Source organism: Rhabdothermincola salaria (assembly GCF_021246445.1).
In the GTDB taxonomy this organism is placed as follows: Bacteria; Actinomycetota; Acidimicrobiia; order Acidimicrobiales; family Acidimicrobilacustridaceae; genus Rhabdothermincola_A; species Rhabdothermincola_A salaria.
Window position 1 is genome coordinate 1,466,093 of record NZ_JAJQXW010000001.1, and the last position, 18,714, is coordinate 1,484,806.

Genomic DNA, 18,714 nt, shown 5'->3' on the forward strand with positions numbered 1-18,714 from the left:
AGCCGTGGCCGACGGGAACCTGCGCTCTCTGGGCCGCGACGCCCGCCACGTCGAGGTGGGACGCGTGGCCCTCACCGCCCCCCTTCGCTGCACGGTCGTGGTCGCCGTGCTCACGGCGACGGCGCTGGGGGCGGGCGAACCCCGGGCCGGGGCCGCACTGTGCCTGGGTGCCCTGTTCGCCGGCCTGGCCGACATGGGAGAGAGCTACCCCCAACGGGCCCGCACCATGGTGTGGACGACCTTCTGGTGCGCGGCCCTCACCACGCTCGGCGCCTCCGTGTCGGGCGTGCCGTGGCTCCACGTCGTCACCGCGATCGCGGTCGCCGCCATCTGCGGCTACATGGGCGTGCTCGGACCGCGAGCCGCGTTCATCGCCCTGCTGGCCCTCGTGCTCTTCATCGTCTACGCCGGCGAGGCCACCGATGAGGTCCACGCCCTCCTCGCCGGCGCCCTCGTGGCTGCCGGCGGTCTCGTGCAGACCGCCGTGGCCATCGTCGCCTGGCCCACCCGGCGAGCCGGAGGGTCGCGCGCCGCGGTCGCCACCGGGTTCCGGATGCTGGCCGGTTCCACCACCGACGACCGGGGCGCCGGTGTCTCGCCCCTCGTCGCGGCCGCCTTCGTGTCGGCCGACGAGACGGTGCGCGCCGATGCGATCACCGAGTCGACTCGGGCCCGCCTCCTCGATCTCGTGGAGCACGGCGAGCGAGCGCGCCTGGCCATGCTCGGCCTCGGCTTCGTCGCCGCCGAAGACCGCGACCCCGGTGACCAGGCGCTGCTCCAGGCGGCCGCCCGGGTCTCTCGCCAGGTGGCCCGCACGTTGGTCTGGCCGGCGCGGCGGCGCGGCCTGCCCGACCGAGTGGGCGAACTGCTCCGGGCGGCGGACGCGGTCGGGCACGACCCTTCGCGACGGCAGGCCGCGCACGCTCTCGCGACGGCGCTCACCGAATCGGCGACCGCTGCGGGGGCACCCTGGCCGCTCGCGACCCGGGCCCCTGTCGACACGACCGTCACCGATCCACCTGCCGGGGGGACCGTGACCACCGCCGGGGCATCGGTGGGGGCCACGCTGCGCCACGAGCTGCGGACGGGGCAGCTCTTCGTGGGCCACGCGGTGCGCCTGGCCGTTGCGGTCGGGCTGGCCACCCTCATCACCGTCTCGCTCGACGTCGCCCATGCCTACTGGCTGCCGATGACCGTGGCCTGGATGGCCAAACCCGATCTCGCCGGCACGGTGAGCCGGGTGTCGCTACGCGTCGTGGGGACCCTGGTGGGGGTGGCGATCGCGGCGGGGGTCTTCGCCCTGACGGACCCCGGGACCCTCGGCATCACCGTTCTGGTGTCGGTCGGGTCGCTGGTGGCCTTCAGCTTCATCTGGGCCAACTACGCCATCGCGGTGAGCGGCATCACCGTCATCGTGCTCTCCCTCTTCGCCAGCGCGGGTGAGGCGGTCGAACGAGACGTGGTCCTCCGTCTCGGGCTCACGGTCGGCGCCGGCGCACTGACCCTCGCAGTGGCGTTCGTCCGCCCCCGACGGGCTGGTCGCCCGCTCGTCGAGGCGCTCGCCACCACCGCGGCCACACTCGGCCACTACGCGGCTGCCGTCCTGGGCCGGCGCTCGGACCAGGTCACGGGTCCCGAGAGCGACGTCGAGCCCGAGGTCCTCCGGGCCCGAACGGAGGTGTTGCAGGCTCGCACCGCCGCCGATGCCGCCATCGTCGCCGCCGAGCACGAGCCCGGCCGACGCTCGCTGAGCCCCGGTCAGGCTCGCCGCCTGCTCGACGCGCTGGTCGACGCGACGGCGGCGGTCGTGGCCGCCGACCTGGCCTCGTCCGACCCGGTCGATGCAACCGACGGCCGTGCTGGTGGCGGCATCGGGCCCCAGGCCGTGACGTCGTGCACCGACCTCTGCGAGCGTCTCCGTCGCCTCGATGCCGGTGAGGACTTCCGACCGCGGATCACCACGAGCGGTGCCACCGCGGTCGAGGCCCACCTCCTGAGCGCCCACCTGGTCCTCGACGAGCTCGGCGGGGTCGACCCTGTCGTCGGCCGGCCCCCGAGCGCTGTCCGACCCCCGTCGTAGGCTCGCACCCATGGACCACCGCGACCCGCTCGATCGCCTCGTCGTCGACCGCCCGGCCTGATCCGGTCCTGGCTGCGCCCGTGACCCCTCGAGCCCCCCGACGCCGCTGCTCCGACCCGGGAGAGCCTCTCGCCGAGGCGCTCGGCCGTGACCCCCATCTGGCCATGATCGGGGTGGCCCGTGGCGACCGGGTTCGCTTCCGTCGCCGCGACAGCGAACGCTGGAAGGACGGCGTCGTCGTGCGACGGGAGACCGACGGCAGCCTCGGCGTGCGCGACCAGAAGGGAGCGCTGCGGGCCCTCCCCCTCCACCTCGTCGAGGTGCGCGACAGGGGACCCCGCGGCGGTGTCGTCTGGGAGCCCCTGCCCGAGCGCGCCGCCCGCACCGAGCAACTCGACCTCTTCGAGCCATGACGGACCGTCGACCAGAGTTCACGTGCTCGTCGCGTAGCCGCCATCATTCGGCGATCCCTGGGTAGTACTTGTCGAACATGGACGATGCATGGACGAAGCTGGGTCTCCCTCCAGAGGCCGTCGAGGTGCTCGAGGCCGCCCCCCGGGTGACGGTGGCCCGCACCGCCGACGAGCTCCGGGCCGCCGCCGTGGGCGACGGCACCCTCGAGGTGGCCTACGAGGTGCCGGGACACGGACGGGTGGTGGAGGCCGTGGCCGTCGGCGTCCGCAACGGCGTGAGCGCCAACTACACCGAGCCCTACATGCGCCGCCGTGACCCGGATGCCCTGGTGGTCGCCGACGAGCTCCCCACCGACAAGACCCGCTACCGCGACCGGTTCGACCACGAGTTCGAACCGGTCCGCCAGGAGAGCTTCGCCTGGCTGGCCTCCCAGGAGCTGGTGGTCTTCCCGTTCGTGGCGGGCGACCGCGAGACGGGCGTGGGCGCAGCGGTCGTCGCCCCGGCCAACGCCGGCTTCTTCGCACTCGGCTTGGCACTGCTGCAGGGGATCATCGACGTCGACGCCCTTCCCGAGGGCTTCGAGACCCGGGCCGTGATCTACGTCGTCCCGCCGTTTCGCCACACCCACTTCGACGGCCGCCAGGTCGTCGTCCACAACCGCCGGACCGAGGCCCGGTTGCACGAGCTGTTCGCCTACAACCTCTACCCCGGGCCCTCGGCCAAGAAGGGCGTGTACGGCGTGCTCATCAACGTGGGCGAGCAGGAGGGGTGGGTGGTGGCGCACTGCTCGACGGTGCAGGTCGTCACGCCGTACGACAACACCGTCACCTTCATGCACGAAGGCGCCAGCGGATCGGGCAAGAGCGAGATGCTCGAGTACCCCCACCGCCGCACCGACGGCACCCTCGTGCTGGGCGCCAACGTGCTGCGCGACGACGTCCGCACGATCGTGCTGCCCACCCAGACCTGCGAGCTGCGCCCCGTCACCGACGACATGGCCATGTGCCATCCCTCGCTGCAGACCGACGACGCCAAGTTGCACCTGCGTGACGCCGAGGACGCCTGGTTCGTGCGGGTCAACCACATCACCCACTACGGCACCGATCCCAGCCTCGAGCGCCTCACCGCCGATCCGCCCGAGCCCCTGTTGTTCCTCAACATCGATGCCGTCGTCGGCAGCCGGGCTCTCATCTGGGACCACACCGAGGACGCGCCGGGGGTCCCCACGCCGAACCCGCGAGTCGTGCTGCCCCGCCACATCGTGCCGGGGGTGGTGGACGGCACGGTGAAGGTCGACATCCGCAGCTTCGGGATCCGCACCCCTCCCTGCACCCCCGAGAAGCCCACCTACGGCATCATCGGGCTGTTCCACTCCCTGCCGCCGGCGCTGGCGTGGGTGTGGCGGCTCATCGCTCCTCGCGGCCACGACAACCCGAGCATCATCGGCGGCGAGGGCATGTCGAGCGAGGGGGTCGGCTCGTACTGGCCCTTCGCCACCGGACGGCGCGTCGACCAGGCCAACCTCCTCCTGCGCCAGATCCAGGCGACCACCGCCGTCGACTACGTGCTGTTCCCGAACCAGCACATCGGGTGCTGGCGGGTCGGCTTCATGCCCCAGTGGCTGGGACGCGAGTACTTCGCCCGCCGGGGGTCGGCCCGCTTCGAGCCGGGCAAGTTGGTGCCCGCCCGGCTGCCGCTGCTCGGACGCGCCCCGATGGGCATCACCGTGGAGGGCCAGCAGATCCCGCGGTGGATGTTCCACGTCGAGCTGCAGCGGGAGCTGCACGCCGAGCTCTACGACGTCGGTGCCGCCCAGCTCGAGGACTTCGCGAAGCGCGAGCTGGCGAAGTTCCGGGTCGACGAGCTGGATCCGCTCGGCCGCCAGATCATCGAGGGCGTGCTCGATGGCGGCTCGGTGGAGGACTTCGACGCCCTGATCCCCACCATCTGACGCGACCCCTCACCGTCCGCCACTCGGCGGACCGCCCCTGGCGCCCCTACCGGGGCGCCAGATCGGCGACGGCCCGACCCAGGTCGATGTCCGCGGCGAGGGGCAGCACGGCCAGTGCCGGGGTGGTGACGCCGTTGTCGACGTAGCGCTGGATGTGGGCCCGACAGGCCTCGGGCGAGCCGTGCACCACGAGCTCGTCGACGACCGAGTCCGGGATGGCGGCCAACGCCGCCTCCCGATCGCCGGCCTCCCACGCCGCCCAGCACGCTCCGAGGCGGTCGCCCCGACCCAGCCACTGGTGGAAGGCCTTGTAGACGGGCACGTTGACGTAGGCGGCGATGGCGAAGCGGGCCGCGCCACGCACCGCATCGGTGTCCTCGGAGGGGGCCACGAAGATGCGGGCGACGATCTCCTTGTCGGCCCCGTGGGCCCGCACGATGGGCGCCACCCGGGCGACGTCGTCGGCCGAGAGCCAGTTGACGATGGCCCCGTCGGCCTCGCGGCCGGCGAGGTTCAACATGCCCTCGCGGAGCGCGGCCACCAGGATCGGCACCTCGCCCTCGGGCAGGCTGCGCAACCGGAAGCCCCGCACCGAGAAGGTGTCGTAGACCTCGGTGACCTTCTCGCCGGCCAGCGCGGCCCGCAGGAAGCGCAGCGTGTCGCGCATCCGCTTGTACGGCTCCTCGAAAGCGATGCCGTTCCACCCCTCGACGATGACGTTGGACGACGTGCCGAGGCCGAGCACGAACCGTCCCGGTGCCGCCTGCGAGAGCCCGGCCACGCTCTGGGCGAGGGTGGCCGGGCCTCGGGTGAAGGCGGGGATGATGGCGGTGCCGAGGCGCAGGCTGGGGGCCCAGACCGAGGCCAGGGCCAGAGGGGTGAAGCCGTCGACGCCGTCGGCCTCGGCCGACCACACGTCGGTGTAGCCGAGGTCGACGAGCTCCTCGATCTGACGGCGCTGGGCGTGCAACGGCGCCGACCCGAGGGGGACGGTCATGCCGTAGCGGGTGGTCACCGCCGGCGCTCCTGCCAGATGCGGATCATGGCCGACTGGCTGGCGGTGCCCATGAGGGTGCCGTCCTCGGCCCACAGGTAGATGTGGCCGTGGCCGAACCCACGGGCGACGGCCTCGATGCGCACGTCGACGAGCACCCAGTCGGTGACGGCGCTGTGCAGCACGCGCAGCGTGTTGTCGAGGCTGTTGGAACCGATCTCGCTGGTGAGGGTCTGCCCGAGGCCCATGGGCACGAAGTCGCCGAGCACGGCGAGCGCGGCCGCCGAATTCATCGACATGCCGGTGATGCGGCTCCAGAAGGCGGTGCGACCGGTGCCCGGGGTGTCGACGGCCATCCGCGACTCGAGGCGGCTGGCGATGGTGTTGCCGGGATCGAAGCGGTACTCGCGGGGCGGGCAGTCGTCGGGGGCCGGGGCGTCCGGCATGGTGACCCACTGGCCCTCCTCGGCGAACTCGCGGGCACCGAGGGAGGCGTTGACGGTGAAGATCTCCGTGTCGCCCACCTGGCCCAGCACCCGGGCCTGGGTGGTGGAGCGGCCGTGGGCGCCGATGTGCACGTCGAGGTCGACGACCGAGGGAGGACGGGTGTAGTTGAGGTACTGCGCCGAGGCCCACACGACCGGACGTCCGGTGGTGCGCTCGAGGGCCTCGATGGCCGCGCCGAGACCGCAGCCGCCGAACAGCGTGCCGAGGCCGCTGCAGATGCCCGGGGTGACGGGCAGGTACCAGCGCATGGGGTTGTGCGTGGGCTCGAGCCCCAGCCATTCGCGTGCGTTCACGTCGATGGACTCTACGTGGCCGGGCCCGTCGTCGGAGCGCCCCTGCGACGACCGGCGAGCTGGTGTGACCGTGCCGCGCCGGCCCCCGGTGCACCCGGTGGCGTTCCCGACGCCGGGACGTCGGCACTGTCCCACCCCCTGGGGAGACTGTGTTGCATGGATGCACAGCTGCGACTGCTGGCCGAGGCCCGCTCGGCCGACTCCCCCGAGGCACCCGCCGCGTGGCGCATCGACGCCACCACCAAGGCCGTGGGCCGTTCGGGCATCGCCCGGGCCCGAGAGGCGCTCCGCCAGGCCCGTCACCGCCCGCTGGGCGACCCGGCCCCGGCCGGTCCCTCCGTGGCCGACCAGGCCGACGCCGACCACACCCACACCGTGGCGGCCTGAGGTGGCCTGCCGGGCCCATCCGAGCGGCCCCCGCCCCCGCCACCGGTAGGCTCGCCCCATGCGCGAGGTCGTCATCGTCGATGCCGTGCGGACGCCGGTCGGGCGTCGCAACGGCGGTCTGTCCACCATGCACTCGGCGGAGCTGCTCGGCGTGCCGCTCACCGCGCTCTTCGAGCGCACCGGGGTCGATCCGGCCGAGGTCGGCCAGGTCGTCGGCGGCTGCGTCAGCCAGGTAGGCATGCAGTCGTTCAACGTCACCCGCACGGCCTGGCTGGCCGCCGGTCTGCCGCTGGAGACGGCCGCCACCACCGTCGACACCCAGTGCGGTTCCAGCCAGCAGGCCACCGACATGGCGGCCGCCCTCATCGGGGCCGGCGTGGTCGACGTGGCCGTGGCCTGCGGTGTCGAGTCCATGAGCCAGGTGCCCATCGGGTCCAACTCGTCGAAGAAGCTCGGGTTCGGCGTCCCGGTGCCCAAGAGCTACTTCGAGCACTACGAGTACACCTCGCAGTTCGAGGGAGCCGAGCGCATCGCCGAGAAGTGGGGCATCACCCGCGACGACACCGACGCCTTCGCCCTGCGCTCGCAGGAGCTCGGCGCCCAGGCCTGGGCCGAGGACCGCTTCGCCACCCAGATCGTGCCCGTCCACGCCCCGGACCTCGACGACGAGGGCAAGCCCACCGGCACGACCCACCTCGTGGCGCGCGACGAGGGCCTGCGCGACACCACCCTCGAGGGCCTGGGCAACCTCAAGCCCGTCGCCCGCGAAGACGGCGTGCACACCGCCGGCTCGTCCTCGCAGATCTCCGACGGCGCCGCCGCGCTGTTGATGATGACCGCCGAGAAGGCCCAGGCCCTCGGGCTCACGCCCCTGGCCCGGATCGTCGACACCTGCCTCGTCGGGGTCGACCCCGTCCTCATGCTCACCGGGCCCATCGACGCCACCCGCCACCTGCTCGAGCGCACGGGGCTCTCCATCGGCGACATCGACGTCGTCGAGGTCAACGAGGCGTTCGCCTCGGTCGTGCTGGCCTGGGCCAAGGAGATCGGCGCCGACCTCGAGGGCGTGAACCCCAACGGCGGCGCCATCGCGCTGGGCCATCCGCTCGGCGGCACCGGAGCCGTCCTCACCACCAAGGCGGTCCACGAGCTGGCCCGCACCGGTGGTCGCTATGGGCTCGTCACCATGTGCTGCGGCGGCGGGTTGGGCACCGGCACCCTGCTCGAACGCGTCCAGTAGCGCCCTCGTCGAACGGGCCCCACCGGGCCCGTCGGACCCCATCGCCGCTGCAGGCGGCCACCGCCGTGCTCCCACCGAGGACCCGCCCGTGGCCCCCTCTCGTCGAACCCGCCGCCGGACCTCCGGTCCGCGTGAGCCCGTCCGCATGGTCAGAGGTCGCGCCTGGGGACTCCTGCTCGCGGCCGGGGTGGTGCTCGGGGGCGGTCTCGTCTTCGTCGCCATCACCGGTCTCGGGTCGTGGCGCCAGGTCGACCCGGCTCGAGGCACGTTCGTGGTCGGGGTCGTCGACGGCGACACCATCCGAGTGAGCATCGACGGGCGCACCGACGACGTGCGCCTCCTCGGCATCGACACTCCCGAGACCGTGCACCCCACCAGGCCCGTCGAGTGCTTCGGCCCCGAGGCGTCGGCGCGCACCCACGACCTGCTGGCCCCGGGCACGGCGGTGGTGCTCGAGCGCGACACCGAGGAGCGCGACCACTACGGACGGCTGCTGGCCTACGTGGTGCGCGCCGACGACGGACTGTTCGTCAACCTCGCCCTCGTGCGCGAAGGCCTGGCCGAGGTGCTCACCATCGCGCCCAACGTCGCCCACACCGACGCCTTCTTGTCCGCCGCGGCCGAAGCCCGGCGGGAGGGACGAGGCCTGTGGTCGGCGTGCCCCGGGGCGGTACCGTCAGGGCCGTGACGACCCTCGCCGAGCGCCTCGGGCACCCCGCCGACGCCAAGTTGCTCATCCTCAACTGCGACGACCTCGGTCTGGCCCAGGCCGCCAACGCCGGCGTCTACGAGTCCCTGCGGGCCGGACTGGCCACCAGCGCCTCGTTGATGGTGCCGTGCCCGTGGGCCCGCCACGCCGCCGAGCAGTACATGGGCGAAGACGTCGGGGTGCACCTCACCCTCAACGCCGAGTGGGACGTGTACCGCTGGGGCCCGGCCACCCGGGCTCCGTCGCTGCTCGACGGCGACGGCGGGTTCCCCCGCACCCTCGTCGACCTCTGGGACCACGCCGACCTCCAAGAGGTGCGTCGGGAGTGCCGGGCCCAGATCGAGCGGGCCATCCTGTGGGGGTTCGACGTGAGCCACCTCGACTCCCATCTGGGCGCCTTGCAGCTGCGCCCCGAGTTCTTCGACGTGTACCTCGAGATGGCGGTCGACTTCGGCCTGCCGCTCCGGCTCTCGGGGGCCACCACCGAACGGGCCATCGGGTTCCCCTTCCGCCGCCTCGCCGCCGAGGAGGGGGTCGTGTTCCCCGACCACTTCGTGTACGTCAACGGCGTCGGGAGCCGCCGATCCATCGAGAAGGCGCTGTTCGACCTGCCGAACGGCGTCACCGAGATGTACGTGCACCCGGCGGCCGACACGCCCGAGCTGCGGGCCATGTCGTCGGATTGGGCCGCCCGGGTCGACGATCACCACCTCATGTGCCACGACTCGGGGCTGCGGGCCATGATCGCCCGCTCCGGGGCCGTCCTCATCGGCTACCGCGAGCTGCGCGAGCTCCAACGCACCGCCGTCTGACGGCGAGGCGGGTCGGCCCGTCAGATCTCGGCCTTCGTCCCTGGCGCCGACGCGGTCGCCGTCGCCGCCGGCGCTGGCGTCACCGAGACGGGCACGCCGTTCACCGCGGCGTTGCCCGACGGCTCGTCGAGCGCGGTCGGGGGGATCAGCACGTTGGTGTTCGGCCCCGGTCGTTCGGCGGCCACCCCGAGTCGGGCTCCGGGGCTGTGGTGGCCGAAGCCGTGGGGCAGGCTCACCACCCCTCGGACCAGCTCGTCGGAGATCTCGGCCACCGCGATCACCGCCGCTCGGGCGGTGCGCACCTCCACCAGGGCGCCGTCGTCCACGCCGTGCTCGGCGGCGTCGTCGGGGTGGATCACCAGGGTGGAGCGATCGCGACCGCGCATGAGGGCGGGCAGGTTGTGCATCCAGGAGTTGTTGGAGCGCACGTGGCGCCGGCCGATGAGCACCAGCGGGGGACGGGGCTCGGCCATCCGGGCCCGCAGGCGGTCGAGGTCGCCGAGGATGTCGGCGTGGGCCAGCTCGACGTCGCCCGACGTGGTGCGCAAGACGTCGCCGACGGGGGCGTTCGACGGTCCCAGGTCGATCCCGTGGGGGTGCGCGGCCACCCGGTCGAGGGTGAGCCCGTCCGGGTTGGCGCCGTACTGATCGCCGAACGGGCTCGAGCGCAGGGTCAGGTCGACGATGCGGTCGGGCCCCCGGCGCTCGACGCTCTCGACCTCGGCGCCGTCGACGCCGTGGCGGGCGGCGCGGGCCAGGTACCACTCGCGATCGAACGCCTCGACGTCGACGTCGGCCGCCGGCACGCCGGCCAGGATGGCTCCGAGACGCAACATGATCTCCCACTCGTGGGGCCGGTCGCCGGGGTCGAACACCGGCGGCGACCAGCGGGCCACGGCTCGCAACGCGAACCCCCAGATGGCCTCGTCGCAGTGGGGCTGCTCGAGGAACGAGAGACCGGGGAGGATCACGTGGGCGTGGCGGGTGGTCTCGTTGAGGTAGGTGTCGACGCTGATCATGGCGTCGAGGAGGGGCAAGGCGGCATCCAGACGTCCGGCGTCGGGAGCCGAGAGCACCGGGTTGCCGGCGATGGTGATCAGGGCCTTGACCTGGCCCTCGCCCGGCGTGTCGATCTCCTCGGCCAGGCACGACAGCGGGGCCTGACCGAGCACCTCCGGGGCGCCCCGCACCCGCGTGCGCCAGCGTCCGGTGCGCACCGGCCCTCGCCGGCGGGCGGTGGACGACATCGTGGCGATGGCGGGCCGGGAGAAGCGCGACCCGCCCTCCTGGTCGAGGTGGCCGGTGAGGATGTTCACCACCTCGACCAGCCACGACGCCAGCGTGCCGAACTCCTGGTTGCACAACCCGATGCGGCCGTACACGACTGCGCGCGGCGTGGTCGCCAGCTCGCGGGCGAGCCCCCGGATGCGGTCGGCGTCGATGCCGCACCAGTCCGCCACCGCCTCGGGGGTGAACCCACGGGCCGCATCGAGGACCTCGTCGATCCCCTGCACCCGACCCTCGACCGCACCCAGCCGGATGAGGTCCTCGGCGTCGAGCACCTGCACGACGGCGAGCAGCAGCGCGGCGTCGGTGCCGGGCCGGATGGGCAGCCACTCGTCGGCCCGCTCGGCCGTGCCGGTGCGCCGCGGATCGACGACGATCGTGCGCCCACCCCGGTCGCGGATGCGGTCGAGCTCACCGACGAGGTCGGGGTAGGCCAGGATCGAGCCGTTCGACGCCTGGGGGTTGGCGCCCATCACCACGAACAGGTCGGTGTTGGCCACGTCGGGGATGGGGATGCTCCACGCCCCGCCGTAGAGCTGGGCGCACGCCAGGTTCTTGGGCCACTGGTCGACCGTTCCCGCCGACCAGATGACCTTCAGGCCGCCGATACCGGGCACCGCACCCGAGTAGCGGCTGAGCGAGTAGCTGTGCACGTTGGGGTTGCCCAGGTAGGCGGTGACGGCATCGCGTCCGTGCTCGGCCACCACCGGCTGCAACAGCTCCTCGCAGCGGGCGAACGCCTCCTCCCAGGTCACCTCGCGCCAGGTGTCACCCTCTCGGACCATGGGCTCACGGATCCGGTCGGGATCGTGGTGGAGCTGGCCCAGCGAGGCTCCCTTGGGACAGAGGAAGCCCTTGCTCCACACATCGTCGCGGTCGCCGCGTATGCGCACCACCTGGTCGCCCTCGGTCTCGATCTCAAGGCCGCACATGGCCTCGCACAGCGGACAGGTGCGGTGGTGGGTCGCCATGGCGACCGACGGTAACCGCCGTCCGAGGGCGGGCGCGGTCCCGAGGGCCGCCGCCGGCACGCGCGAGACTCGCCGCCGTGCGTTCGAGCGCCCCTCCCCCGCCCGTCGGTCGACGCCGCCGCTCGTGGCGGAGGGCCGGCACGTCGGCCGCCCTGGCGCTGGCCGTGGTCGTGCTGGCCGGCTGCCGGGAGGACCAGACCGGCCAGCCGGGCATCCCCGATGTCGACTTCACCCCCCACCTGATCGTCACCGTCGACGGCGATGCACTGACCGCCTCGGTGGGTCCGCGCCGCGCCGACGATCCCGCCGTGTCCGCCGATCCGGCCCGTCTGCCGACCGGATCGGTGATGGAGCTGCGCTTCGCAGGGCCCGGTGAGCAGCGGGTAGTGGGGTACCTGACCCCGCCGGGCGAGGAACCACCGGATCTCGACGACCCGGAGGTCGCCACCCCCTCGCCGCTCGTCGACAGCGGCATCCAACGGGCAGGCGACGAGGTCACCGTCGTGCTCACCGACCCGGGCACGCTCGAGCTCTCCCCCCTCGACGACCTCGACCGCTCGCTGGCGATCGAGCTGACGCCCGCCAGCTGACGTCGGCGGTCACCCGACCGGCGCGCTCCCGGGCACCGAACGGCGGCGGGCCATCGCCGCGAGGAGCAGCGCCACGCCGACGCCCACTGCGGCCGCTCCCGCCACGCCAGTGGCGAGGAGCACCCCACCGGCCGACCCGCCGACGAGCTCCACGGTCCGCTCGGCGGCCTCGTCGCCGAGGATGCCCCCCGAGAGGATCTCGGTCGCCGCGATCCGAGCGGCTCGCACCGCCACGACCCCGGCCAGGGCACCCAGCACCACCCCGGCCCCGACCGAGACCAGGCCCAGCCCGAGGCGACGCAGCACCACGGCACCGACGACAGCCGCGGCCAGCGCGATCGCCGGGAGAGCCACGGCGGCGACGTCGAGGACCCGGATCATGGCCTCCAGCCGCTCGAGCTCGGGTGCCGGCACCAGCACGACGCGGGCGTCGATGCCGCCGAGGTCGAGCCCGTCGATGCCCGGGACCCCCTGGTCGACCAGCGCCCTGCGCAGCAGGTCGAGCGACGGTCCCAGCTCGAGCGTGAGGGAGCCGTCGACCACCGCAGTGGCCCGACCGTCGCCTCGTAGGGCTCGCAGCACCTCCGTCCACGCGGTGCGGTTGGCCTGCTCCCAGAGGTCGGCGAAGGCGTCGGTGGCCACCAGGGCCTCGGCACCCTCCGCCACCAGGTCGGTGGCGCCGTCGCCCAGGGAGTCGGCCAGACCACCGAGGGGGAAGGGCAGCAGCGCACCGACCCGGTCCTCCAGGCCCACGGCCTCGACCAGCTGCTCGGCCAGGGTGCGGGCCACGTCGGCCCGCACCACGGGGTCGGCCAACACGGCGGCGGTGGTGTCGGTCCAGGCGTCGGGGTCGAGGACCTCGGCCCGCAACCACAAGGTCGCCACCGCCAGGGCGGCGGACATCCCGGCCACGATCAGCAGCACCACCCCGAGTGCGGTGCGAGGAGGAGAGCGACGGGCGGTCATCGGCGCCCTGGAGCGCACGACACCGGCGGGCCCCCTGACCGCCGAGCGAACATCGGCGGCCGGCCTCAGTCGATCCCGGCGAAGAGGTCGCTCTCGGGCAGCTCGGTCGGCACCCGGCTGGCGGCGAGGATGTACTCCTCGTACGGGTGGATCGTGCGGGCCTCTTCGCGGGGCAGCCCGAACCAGAACGGCGACGTGGGGTCGACCTGGGTGGCGTGGGCCAGCAGGGCCTCGAGCCGAACGTCCTGGTAGTCGTCGATCGGGACCGAGGTGGTGATGCGGTCGTCCTGGTTGGGGCGCTTGAACCAGTCCTCGGAGTACGGCGACTCCAACCCCAGCTCGAGGAACTTCTCGTGCATGGCCACGAAGCGCTGGTGGCTCCAGACCGAGTAGTAGAGCTTCACCGGGGTGAACGGCTCACCCAGGTCCGGGCGGTAGTCGGGATCGCCGGCGAGATCGAAGGCTGGCAGCGAGATGTCGTGGACGCGCAGGTGGTCCGGGTGCGGGTAGCCGGACTGGTCGTCGCTGTAGGTGAGGATGACCTGCGCCCGGGTGCGCCGGATGACCTCCACCAGGCGGGCCACCGCCTCGTCGAAGTCGGCGGCCGCGAACGCGTCGGGATGGGTGTTGGCCTCGGTGTCGGGCATCCCCGAGTCGCGATAGCCCAGCAGCACGACCTCGTCGTAGCCGATGATGCGAGCGGCCAGGTCGAGCTCGTCACGACGCACCTCGTGGAGGCGCTCACGGACCTCGGGCGTGTCCATGGCCGGGTTGAGGATGGAGCCCTCCTCGCCGCCGGTGCAGGTGACCAGGACGGTATGGACCCCATCGGCCTTGTACTTGGCGACGGTGCTGGCACCCTTGGAGGCCTCGTCGTCGGGGTGGGCGTGGATCGAGAGGAGACAGCGCGGAGCCATGGCCGATGACGCTATCCGGGGCGGCTCGGCTCGCGGGCCGGCCCGTCGTAGTGTCGGTGCCCGTGAGCGTTCCTCCCCTCCCCGCCCCCACCGCCCGGCCGAGGTGGCGTCGCGCCGTGGCCGCCATGCTCGTCACCGGGTCGCTGGTCGTGGTGCTGAGTGCATGCGGAACGAGCGGCCGCACCCTGCGCGATCCCGCTCCGGGCGCCACCGCCCCGCCCCGCCCCACGTCCACCACCGCCGCAGTCCCCACCACGGCGGCCCCCATCGGCTTGTCGATCACGTCGCCGGCCTGGGAGCCGGGTGGCGCCATCCCCGCCACCTTCACCTGCGACGGCGACGGCGTCTCACCGCCGCTCACCGTGGCCGGCGCCGACGACAGCGTGGTCGAGCTCGTCGTCGTGGTCAGCGCCCCCGACGATGCCGGCTCGTTCCACTGGGTCGTCGCCGGCCTCGATCCCCGCGAGGGGTCCATCGGCGAGGGGGCAGTACCCCCCGGCGCCGTGGTCGCCCGCAACGGGCTCGGGGTCGCCGCGTACGAGCCGCTCTGCCCGCCCGTCGGCCAGAGCAACCTCTACGACTTCACCGTCTACGCCTTCGCCGAGCCGTCCGGCATCACGGCCGACACACCGTCGGCACAGACCGAGGAGATCGTCAGCGCTGGGTCGGTGGCCTTGTCGGTGATGACCGGCACCTACCAACGCTGACGACCGCATCACCATCGTCACAACGGGTAGGGACGCGAGGGTATGACACCCCCGCTCCCCTTCTCCCCTACGACACGGCTGGGCGGCCGCTACCGGCCCACTGCCCACCTGGCCACCGGGGGGATGGGGCAGGTCATCGAAGCGCACGACGAGCGCCTGGGGCGGGCGGTGGCGGTGAAGGTCGTGGCCACCACCGATCCCGACCACACCCCCCGCCTGCGCGCCGAGGCGCTGGCCCTGGCCCGGTTGCGCCACCCGAACATCGTGGACGTCTACGACGTCGGCGAGCACGACGGCCGGGCCTACATCGTCACCGAGCTGATCCGAGGCGAGTCGCTCCAGGCCCGCGCCAGCCGCGATGGCCCTCTCCCGGTCCGCGAGGTGGCCCAGCTCGGGGCGGACGTCGCTCGCGCGCTCGAGTGCGCCCACGCCCACGGCGTCGTGCACCGCGATCTCAAGCCCGCCAACGTGCTCATCGAAGCCGAGACAGGCCGGGCCCAGCTCATCGACTTCGGCATCGCGGCATCCAGCCTGGCGGCCGGACTGACCCGAACGGGCACCGTGGTCGGCACGCCGGCCTATCTGAGCCCCGAACAGGTCGAGGGCCACAGCACCACCGCCGCCTCGGACGTGTACTCACTCGGTCTGGTGCTGCTCGAGGCCACGACGGGAGAACCCGCCTTCGAGGGCACCACGACCGAGACGATGGCCGCCCGGCTGGTCCGCTCCCCCCGCATCCCCGACGAGCTCGGCTCGCGGTGGCGTTGGCTGCTGTCGGCCATGACCCGACGCGATCCCGCGTCGCGACCCGACGCCTCGGCCCTGGCCGGGCTGCTCACCGCCATGGCCGACGAGGCCGCCGGGGCCGACGATCGCTCCGACGAGTCGACGGCGATGGCACCGGCCACCGAGTGGGTCGCGCCGATCGGCCTCGCCGCGGCCGTCGAACACCGGTCGCGACGATCGCGGGTCGCGGCAGTGGTGGCCGCCCTGGCCTTGGCCCTGACGACGCTGGGGATCGTGAGCCTGCAGGGCGGCGAGGAGACGGAACCGGCCAGCGGGGAGGGCGTCGGGGGGTCCCTCCCCACCGCCGAGCCCGTCGTCGCGGTGACACCGGGCGAGATCGCTCCATCGAGCACCACCATCGCGCCGGATCCCACCGCGCTCGCGCCCATCGTGACCCCCGAGCCCACCACCACCACGACGAGCGAACCCGAGCCCACCACCACCACGACCACCGAACCCGAGCCCACCACCACGACCACCGAACCCGAGCCCACCACCACCACGACGAGCGAACCCGAGCCCACCACCACCACCGAACCCGAGCCCACCACCACCACGACCGAGTCCACGACAACCACCAGCGAGCCCACGACCACCACCACCGAGCCGGAACCCACCACCACCACCGAGCCGACCGAGCTCGACGACGGCGCCTGACCGCGCGAGGGTCCCACCTGCGCCCAGGGTCCGAGCCCTTCGTTCCTCCGGCGTGGTCCGAGGCGGGATGACAGGCTGGTCGCATGCACCCTGCCGAGCGCGTCCGGTTCGTCACCGAGACCGCCCGCGCCGTGCTCGCCGACCGTCTCGATCCCGGTGAGGGCGCCGCCGCTGTGGCCCTGCAGGCCGAACAGATCGGACCCGGGCTGCGCTCCGACCGCCACGACGTCACCCGCTCCGAGGCCGAGGCGGTCGCCACCCAGCTGCGCCTCCTCGCCGAGCAGGTGAACGATCGCGCCTCCGGCCTCCCCGACAACGAGGCCTACGTCGCCATCGCCGAGTCCATCGGCCTGCTCGCCCAGGCGCTGCGCTGATCTGCGCTAGAAACCGATCACGGCCGAGGCACCGGGCCTCGCCCATCAGGGGGTTTCGAAGATGAAGGCGTTCCAGCTCGTCGGCGGTTCCGCCGACGTCGACCAGACCACGGCGCTCAACGACGTGGCCCAGCCCGATCCCGGCCCGGGTGAGGTCCTCGTGCGCATCGGCGGGGCCGGGGCCTGCCACAGCGACGTCAGCCTCATGGAGTTCTCCGCCGCCGGCCCGCGTGAGGTGCCCATGACGCTCGGCCACGAGAACGCCGGCTGGATCGAGGCCTTCGGACCCGGCCACGTCGCAGTGCCCGGCCTCGAGGTCGGCGCCCCGGTCGCCGTCTACGGGGCGTGGGGCTGCGGGCAGTGCCTCAACTGCCGCAAGGGCATGGAGAACTACTGCCTCAACATCAGCGCCAGCGGTCCCGGGCTCAGCGTCGACGGCGGCATGGCCGAGTACCTCCTCGTCCCGTCTGCTCGCTACCTCGTGCCCCTCGAGGACACGGCCCCGGCCGACGCCGCTCCGCTCACCGATGCCGGGCTCACCCCGTACCACGCCATCAAGGCGTCGCTCCCGGTCCTCGTCCCCGGCTCGACCGCCGTGGTCATCGGGGCCGGCGGCCTCGGCCACCTCGCGGTGCAGTTCCTCAAGGCGCTCTCGCCCGCCCGGGTGATCGTGGTCGACCAGCGCGAGTCGGCGTTGGCCCTGGTCGCCGACCTGGGTGCCGACCACACCGTGGTGGCCGGACCCGAGGCCGCGGCCGAGGTGCGAGGGCACATGGGCGGCCGCGGCGCCGAGCTCGTGCTCGACATCGCCGGCTACGACGACAGCCTCGCCCTGGCCGCCGCCGTGGTGGCCCCGCTCGGTCGCCTCACGGTCGTGGGCGTCGGGGGCGGCACCCTGCCGTTCAACTTCTTCGGCTTCCCCTACGAGGCCTCGGTGCAGAGCACCTACTGGGGCAGCATCACCGAGCTCCAGGAGCTGCTCACGCTCGCGCGCCACGGCGGCTTCGAGGTGCACGCGGCCCAGTACCCCCTCGACCAGGCGGCCGACGTCTACCGCCAGATGGTCGGTGGCACCCTCCAGGGCCGCGCCGTCATCGTGCCCTAGCTACGGCGCCCTCCTCGCAAGCTCGTCGGGACGCGGTGTGGGCGGGTCGCTGGCGCTCCCATCGCCCACTCGAACGTCCACGGGTGCGGGTGACAGCCGAAGGAGCGCCAGCGACGAAGGCTCAGTCAGCCCACGCGTTTCGCCGAAGGCGGCGAAGGGAGGCTTGCCGTGACCATGGCGCCCTCCTCGCGAGCTCGTCGGGACGCGGTGCGGCGGGGTCGCTGGCGCTCCCATCCGCCGCCTGACCGATCGTCGCAGCCGACTCCCGAACAAGACACAGCAGCGGTCCTGCAGACCACCACCCTGGGGTGACAGCCGAAGGAGCGCCAGCGACCGAGGCTCAGTCAGCCCACGCGTCTCGCCGAAGGCGGCGAGGTGAGGCTTGCCGAGCCGAGCTGAGTGTTGCCGCTCAGTCTTTCTTCTGGGGGCGCCAGAAGACGGCGAGCAGCGCGGCGGCGCCACCCAGGCCGACGACGGCGGTGATCACGAAGCCGGTGATGCCGGTGGTCCAGTCCCAGTCGAGGGCGTTGTCGACGGACCACTCGCCGGCTCCCATGGCGCCGAGCGCCAGGCCGGTGCAGACCAGCAGGCCGACGTACTCCCAGCCCTCACCGGGCCGGAAGATGAAGAAGCCGTTCTTGAGGTGGTTGGTGATGAGGGCAACCGCCATGGTGCCCACCACCCCAGCCGCGGCCAGCGGGTTGAAGAACCCGAGGATGAGCAGGGCACCCGCGCCGAGCTCGGTGGCGCTGGCCAACCAGGCGTGCAGGATGCCGGGGCGCATGCCGAGGGAGGCGAACCAGCCGGCGGTGCCCTCGATCTTTCCGCCCCGGAAGATGTGGTTGTACCCGTGGGCGATCATGATCACGCCCACGGCGATCCGCAGGATGAACAGGCCCAGGTTCAGGCCGTCCACGTCGTGGATGGTGGCGACGATGTGGTGCACGGGTTGGAACTCCCCCTCGGG

18 protein-coding genes are annotated in these 18,714 nt (G+C 72.9%); 12 read left to right on the forward strand and 6 right to left on the reverse strand.

The window, feature by feature from the left end; translation table 11 throughout:
• Positions 1-4 precede the first annotated feature (4 nt).
• The 3 genes from LUW87_RS06855 to LUW87_RS06865 all read left to right on the forward strand — a co-directional run bounded on the left by LUW87_RS06855 (position 5) and on the right by LUW87_RS06865 (position 4,445).
• Positions 5-2,080: an FUSC family protein gene (locus LUW87_RS06855; protein ID WP_232670376.1), complete on the forward strand. Its 2,076-nt coding sequence runs from the start codon at positions 5-7 to the stop codon at positions 2,078-2,080.
• Between the two features lie 80 nt (positions 2,081-2,160).
• Positions 2,161-2,493, forward strand: coding sequence for a hypothetical protein (locus LUW87_RS06860; RefSeq protein WP_232670377.1), 333 nt, complete (start codon positions 2,161-2,163; stop codon positions 2,491-2,493).
• Positions 2,494-2,570: 77 nt separating this feature from the next.
• On the forward strand, positions 2,571-4,445 hold the full coding sequence (locus tag LUW87_RS06865; protein WP_232670378.1) for a DUF4914 family protein: 1,875 nt from the start codon (positions 2,571-2,573) through the stop codon (positions 4,443-4,445).
• 46 nt (positions 4,446-4,491) lie between these two features.
• Here LUW87_RS06865 and LUW87_RS06870 read toward each other — a convergent pair whose 3' ends face one another.
• Positions 4,492-5,460: an LLM class F420-dependent oxidoreductase gene (locus tag LUW87_RS06870; protein WP_232670379.1), complete on the reverse strand. Its 969-nt coding sequence runs from the start codon at positions 5,458-5,460 to the stop codon at positions 4,492-4,494.
• A complete protein-coding gene (locus LUW87_RS06875) occupies positions 5,457-6,239 on the reverse strand; it encodes an acyl-CoA thioesterase (RefSeq protein WP_232670380.1) in 783 nt (260 codons plus the stop codon). The genes LUW87_RS06870 and LUW87_RS06875 overlap by 4 nt, the downstream gene beginning before the upstream one ends.
• Before the next feature lie 156 nt (positions 6,240-6,395).
• Between LUW87_RS06875 and LUW87_RS06880 the strand changes: the two genes are divergently transcribed.
• The 4 genes from LUW87_RS06880 to LUW87_RS06895 all read left to right on the forward strand — a co-directional run bounded on the left by LUW87_RS06880 (position 6,396) and on the right by LUW87_RS06895 (position 9,387).
• Positions 6,396-6,626: a hypothetical protein gene (locus LUW87_RS06880; RefSeq protein WP_232670381.1), complete on the forward strand. Its 231-nt coding sequence runs from the start codon at positions 6,396-6,398 to the stop codon at positions 6,624-6,626.
• A gap of 58 nt (positions 6,627-6,684) precedes the next feature.
• Positions 6,685-7,866, forward strand: coding sequence for a steroid 3-ketoacyl-CoA thiolase (locus LUW87_RS06885; RefSeq protein WP_232670382.1), 1,182 nt, complete (start codon positions 6,685-6,687; stop codon positions 7,864-7,866).
• 145 nt (positions 7,867-8,011) lie between these two features.
• Positions 8,012-8,554, forward strand: a complete 543-nt coding sequence (locus LUW87_RS06890; RefSeq protein WP_232670383.1) for a thermonuclease family protein — start codon at positions 8,012-8,014, stop codon at positions 8,552-8,554.
• Positions 8,551-9,387 carry a polysaccharide deacetylase family protein gene (locus LUW87_RS06895; RefSeq protein ID WP_232670384.1) on the forward strand — a complete coding sequence of 279 codons (837 nt, stop codon included), beginning with the start codon at positions 8,551-8,553 and terminating at the stop codon, positions 9,385-9,387. Before LUW87_RS06890 ends, LUW87_RS06895 begins: the two co-directional genes overlap by 4 nt.
• A 20-nt stretch (positions 9,388-9,407) precedes the next feature.
• On the opposite strand, the gene LUW87_RS06900 is transcribed toward LUW87_RS06895, so the two are convergent.
• A complete protein-coding gene (locus tag LUW87_RS06900; RefSeq protein ID WP_232670385.1) occupies positions 9,408-11,645 on the reverse strand; it encodes a molybdopterin-dependent oxidoreductase in 2,238 nt (745 codons plus the stop codon).
• Between the two features lie 77 nt (positions 11,646-11,722).
• Between LUW87_RS06900 and LUW87_RS06905 the strand changes: the two genes are divergently transcribed.
• Positions 11,723-12,235 (forward strand): hypothetical protein, encoded by a 513-nt coding sequence (locus LUW87_RS06905; protein WP_232670386.1) that lies wholly within the window; start codon positions 11,723-11,725, stop codon positions 12,233-12,235.
• 9 nt (positions 12,236-12,244) lie between these two features.
• On the opposite strand, the gene LUW87_RS06910 is transcribed toward LUW87_RS06905, so the two are convergent.
• Positions 12,245-13,201: a hypothetical protein gene (locus tag LUW87_RS06910; RefSeq protein ID WP_232670387.1), complete on the reverse strand. Its 957-nt coding sequence runs from the start codon at positions 13,199-13,201 to the stop codon at positions 12,245-12,247.
• A 65-nt stretch (positions 13,202-13,266) separates the two neighbouring features.
• Complete coding sequence (gene mca, locus LUW87_RS06915) at positions 13,267-14,118, reverse strand: mycothiol conjugate amidase Mca (RefSeq protein ID WP_232670389.1); 852 nt, start codon at positions 14,116-14,118, stop codon at positions 13,267-13,269.
• Positions 14,119-14,180: 62 nt separating this feature from the next.
• Between mca and LUW87_RS06920 the strand changes: the two genes are divergently transcribed.
• The 4 genes from LUW87_RS06920 to LUW87_RS06935 all read left to right on the forward strand — a co-directional run bounded on the left by LUW87_RS06920 (position 14,181) and on the right by LUW87_RS06935 (position 17,747).
• Positions 14,181-14,825 (forward strand): YbhB/YbcL family Raf kinase inhibitor-like protein, encoded by a 645-nt coding sequence (locus tag LUW87_RS06920; protein WP_232670390.1) that lies wholly within the window; start codon positions 14,181-14,183, stop codon positions 14,823-14,825.
• Positions 14,826-14,867: 42 nt separating this feature from the next.
• Positions 14,868-16,268 carry a serine/threonine-protein kinase gene (locus tag LUW87_RS06925; RefSeq protein WP_232670391.1) on the forward strand — a complete coding sequence of 467 codons (1,401 nt, stop codon included), beginning with the start codon at positions 14,868-14,870 and terminating at the stop codon, positions 16,266-16,268.
• An 83-nt stretch (positions 16,269-16,351) separates the two neighbouring features.
• Complete coding sequence (locus LUW87_RS06930; protein ID WP_232670392.1) at positions 16,352-16,642, forward strand: hypothetical protein; 291 nt, start codon at positions 16,352-16,354, stop codon at positions 16,640-16,642.
• A gap of 61 nt (positions 16,643-16,703) precedes the next feature.
• Entirely contained in the window at positions 16,704-17,747 is a 1,044-nt protein-coding gene (locus LUW87_RS06935; protein WP_232670393.1) for an NAD(P)-dependent alcohol dehydrogenase, read from the forward strand.
• Positions 17,748-18,156: 409 nt separating this feature from the next.
• On the opposite strand, the gene LUW87_RS06940 is transcribed toward LUW87_RS06935, so the two are convergent.
• Positions 18,157-18,693: a DoxX family protein gene (locus LUW87_RS06940; protein ID WP_232670394.1), complete on the reverse strand. Its 537-nt coding sequence runs from the start codon at positions 18,691-18,693 to the stop codon at positions 18,157-18,159.
• Between the last annotated feature and the right edge of the window lie 21 nt (positions 18,694-18,714).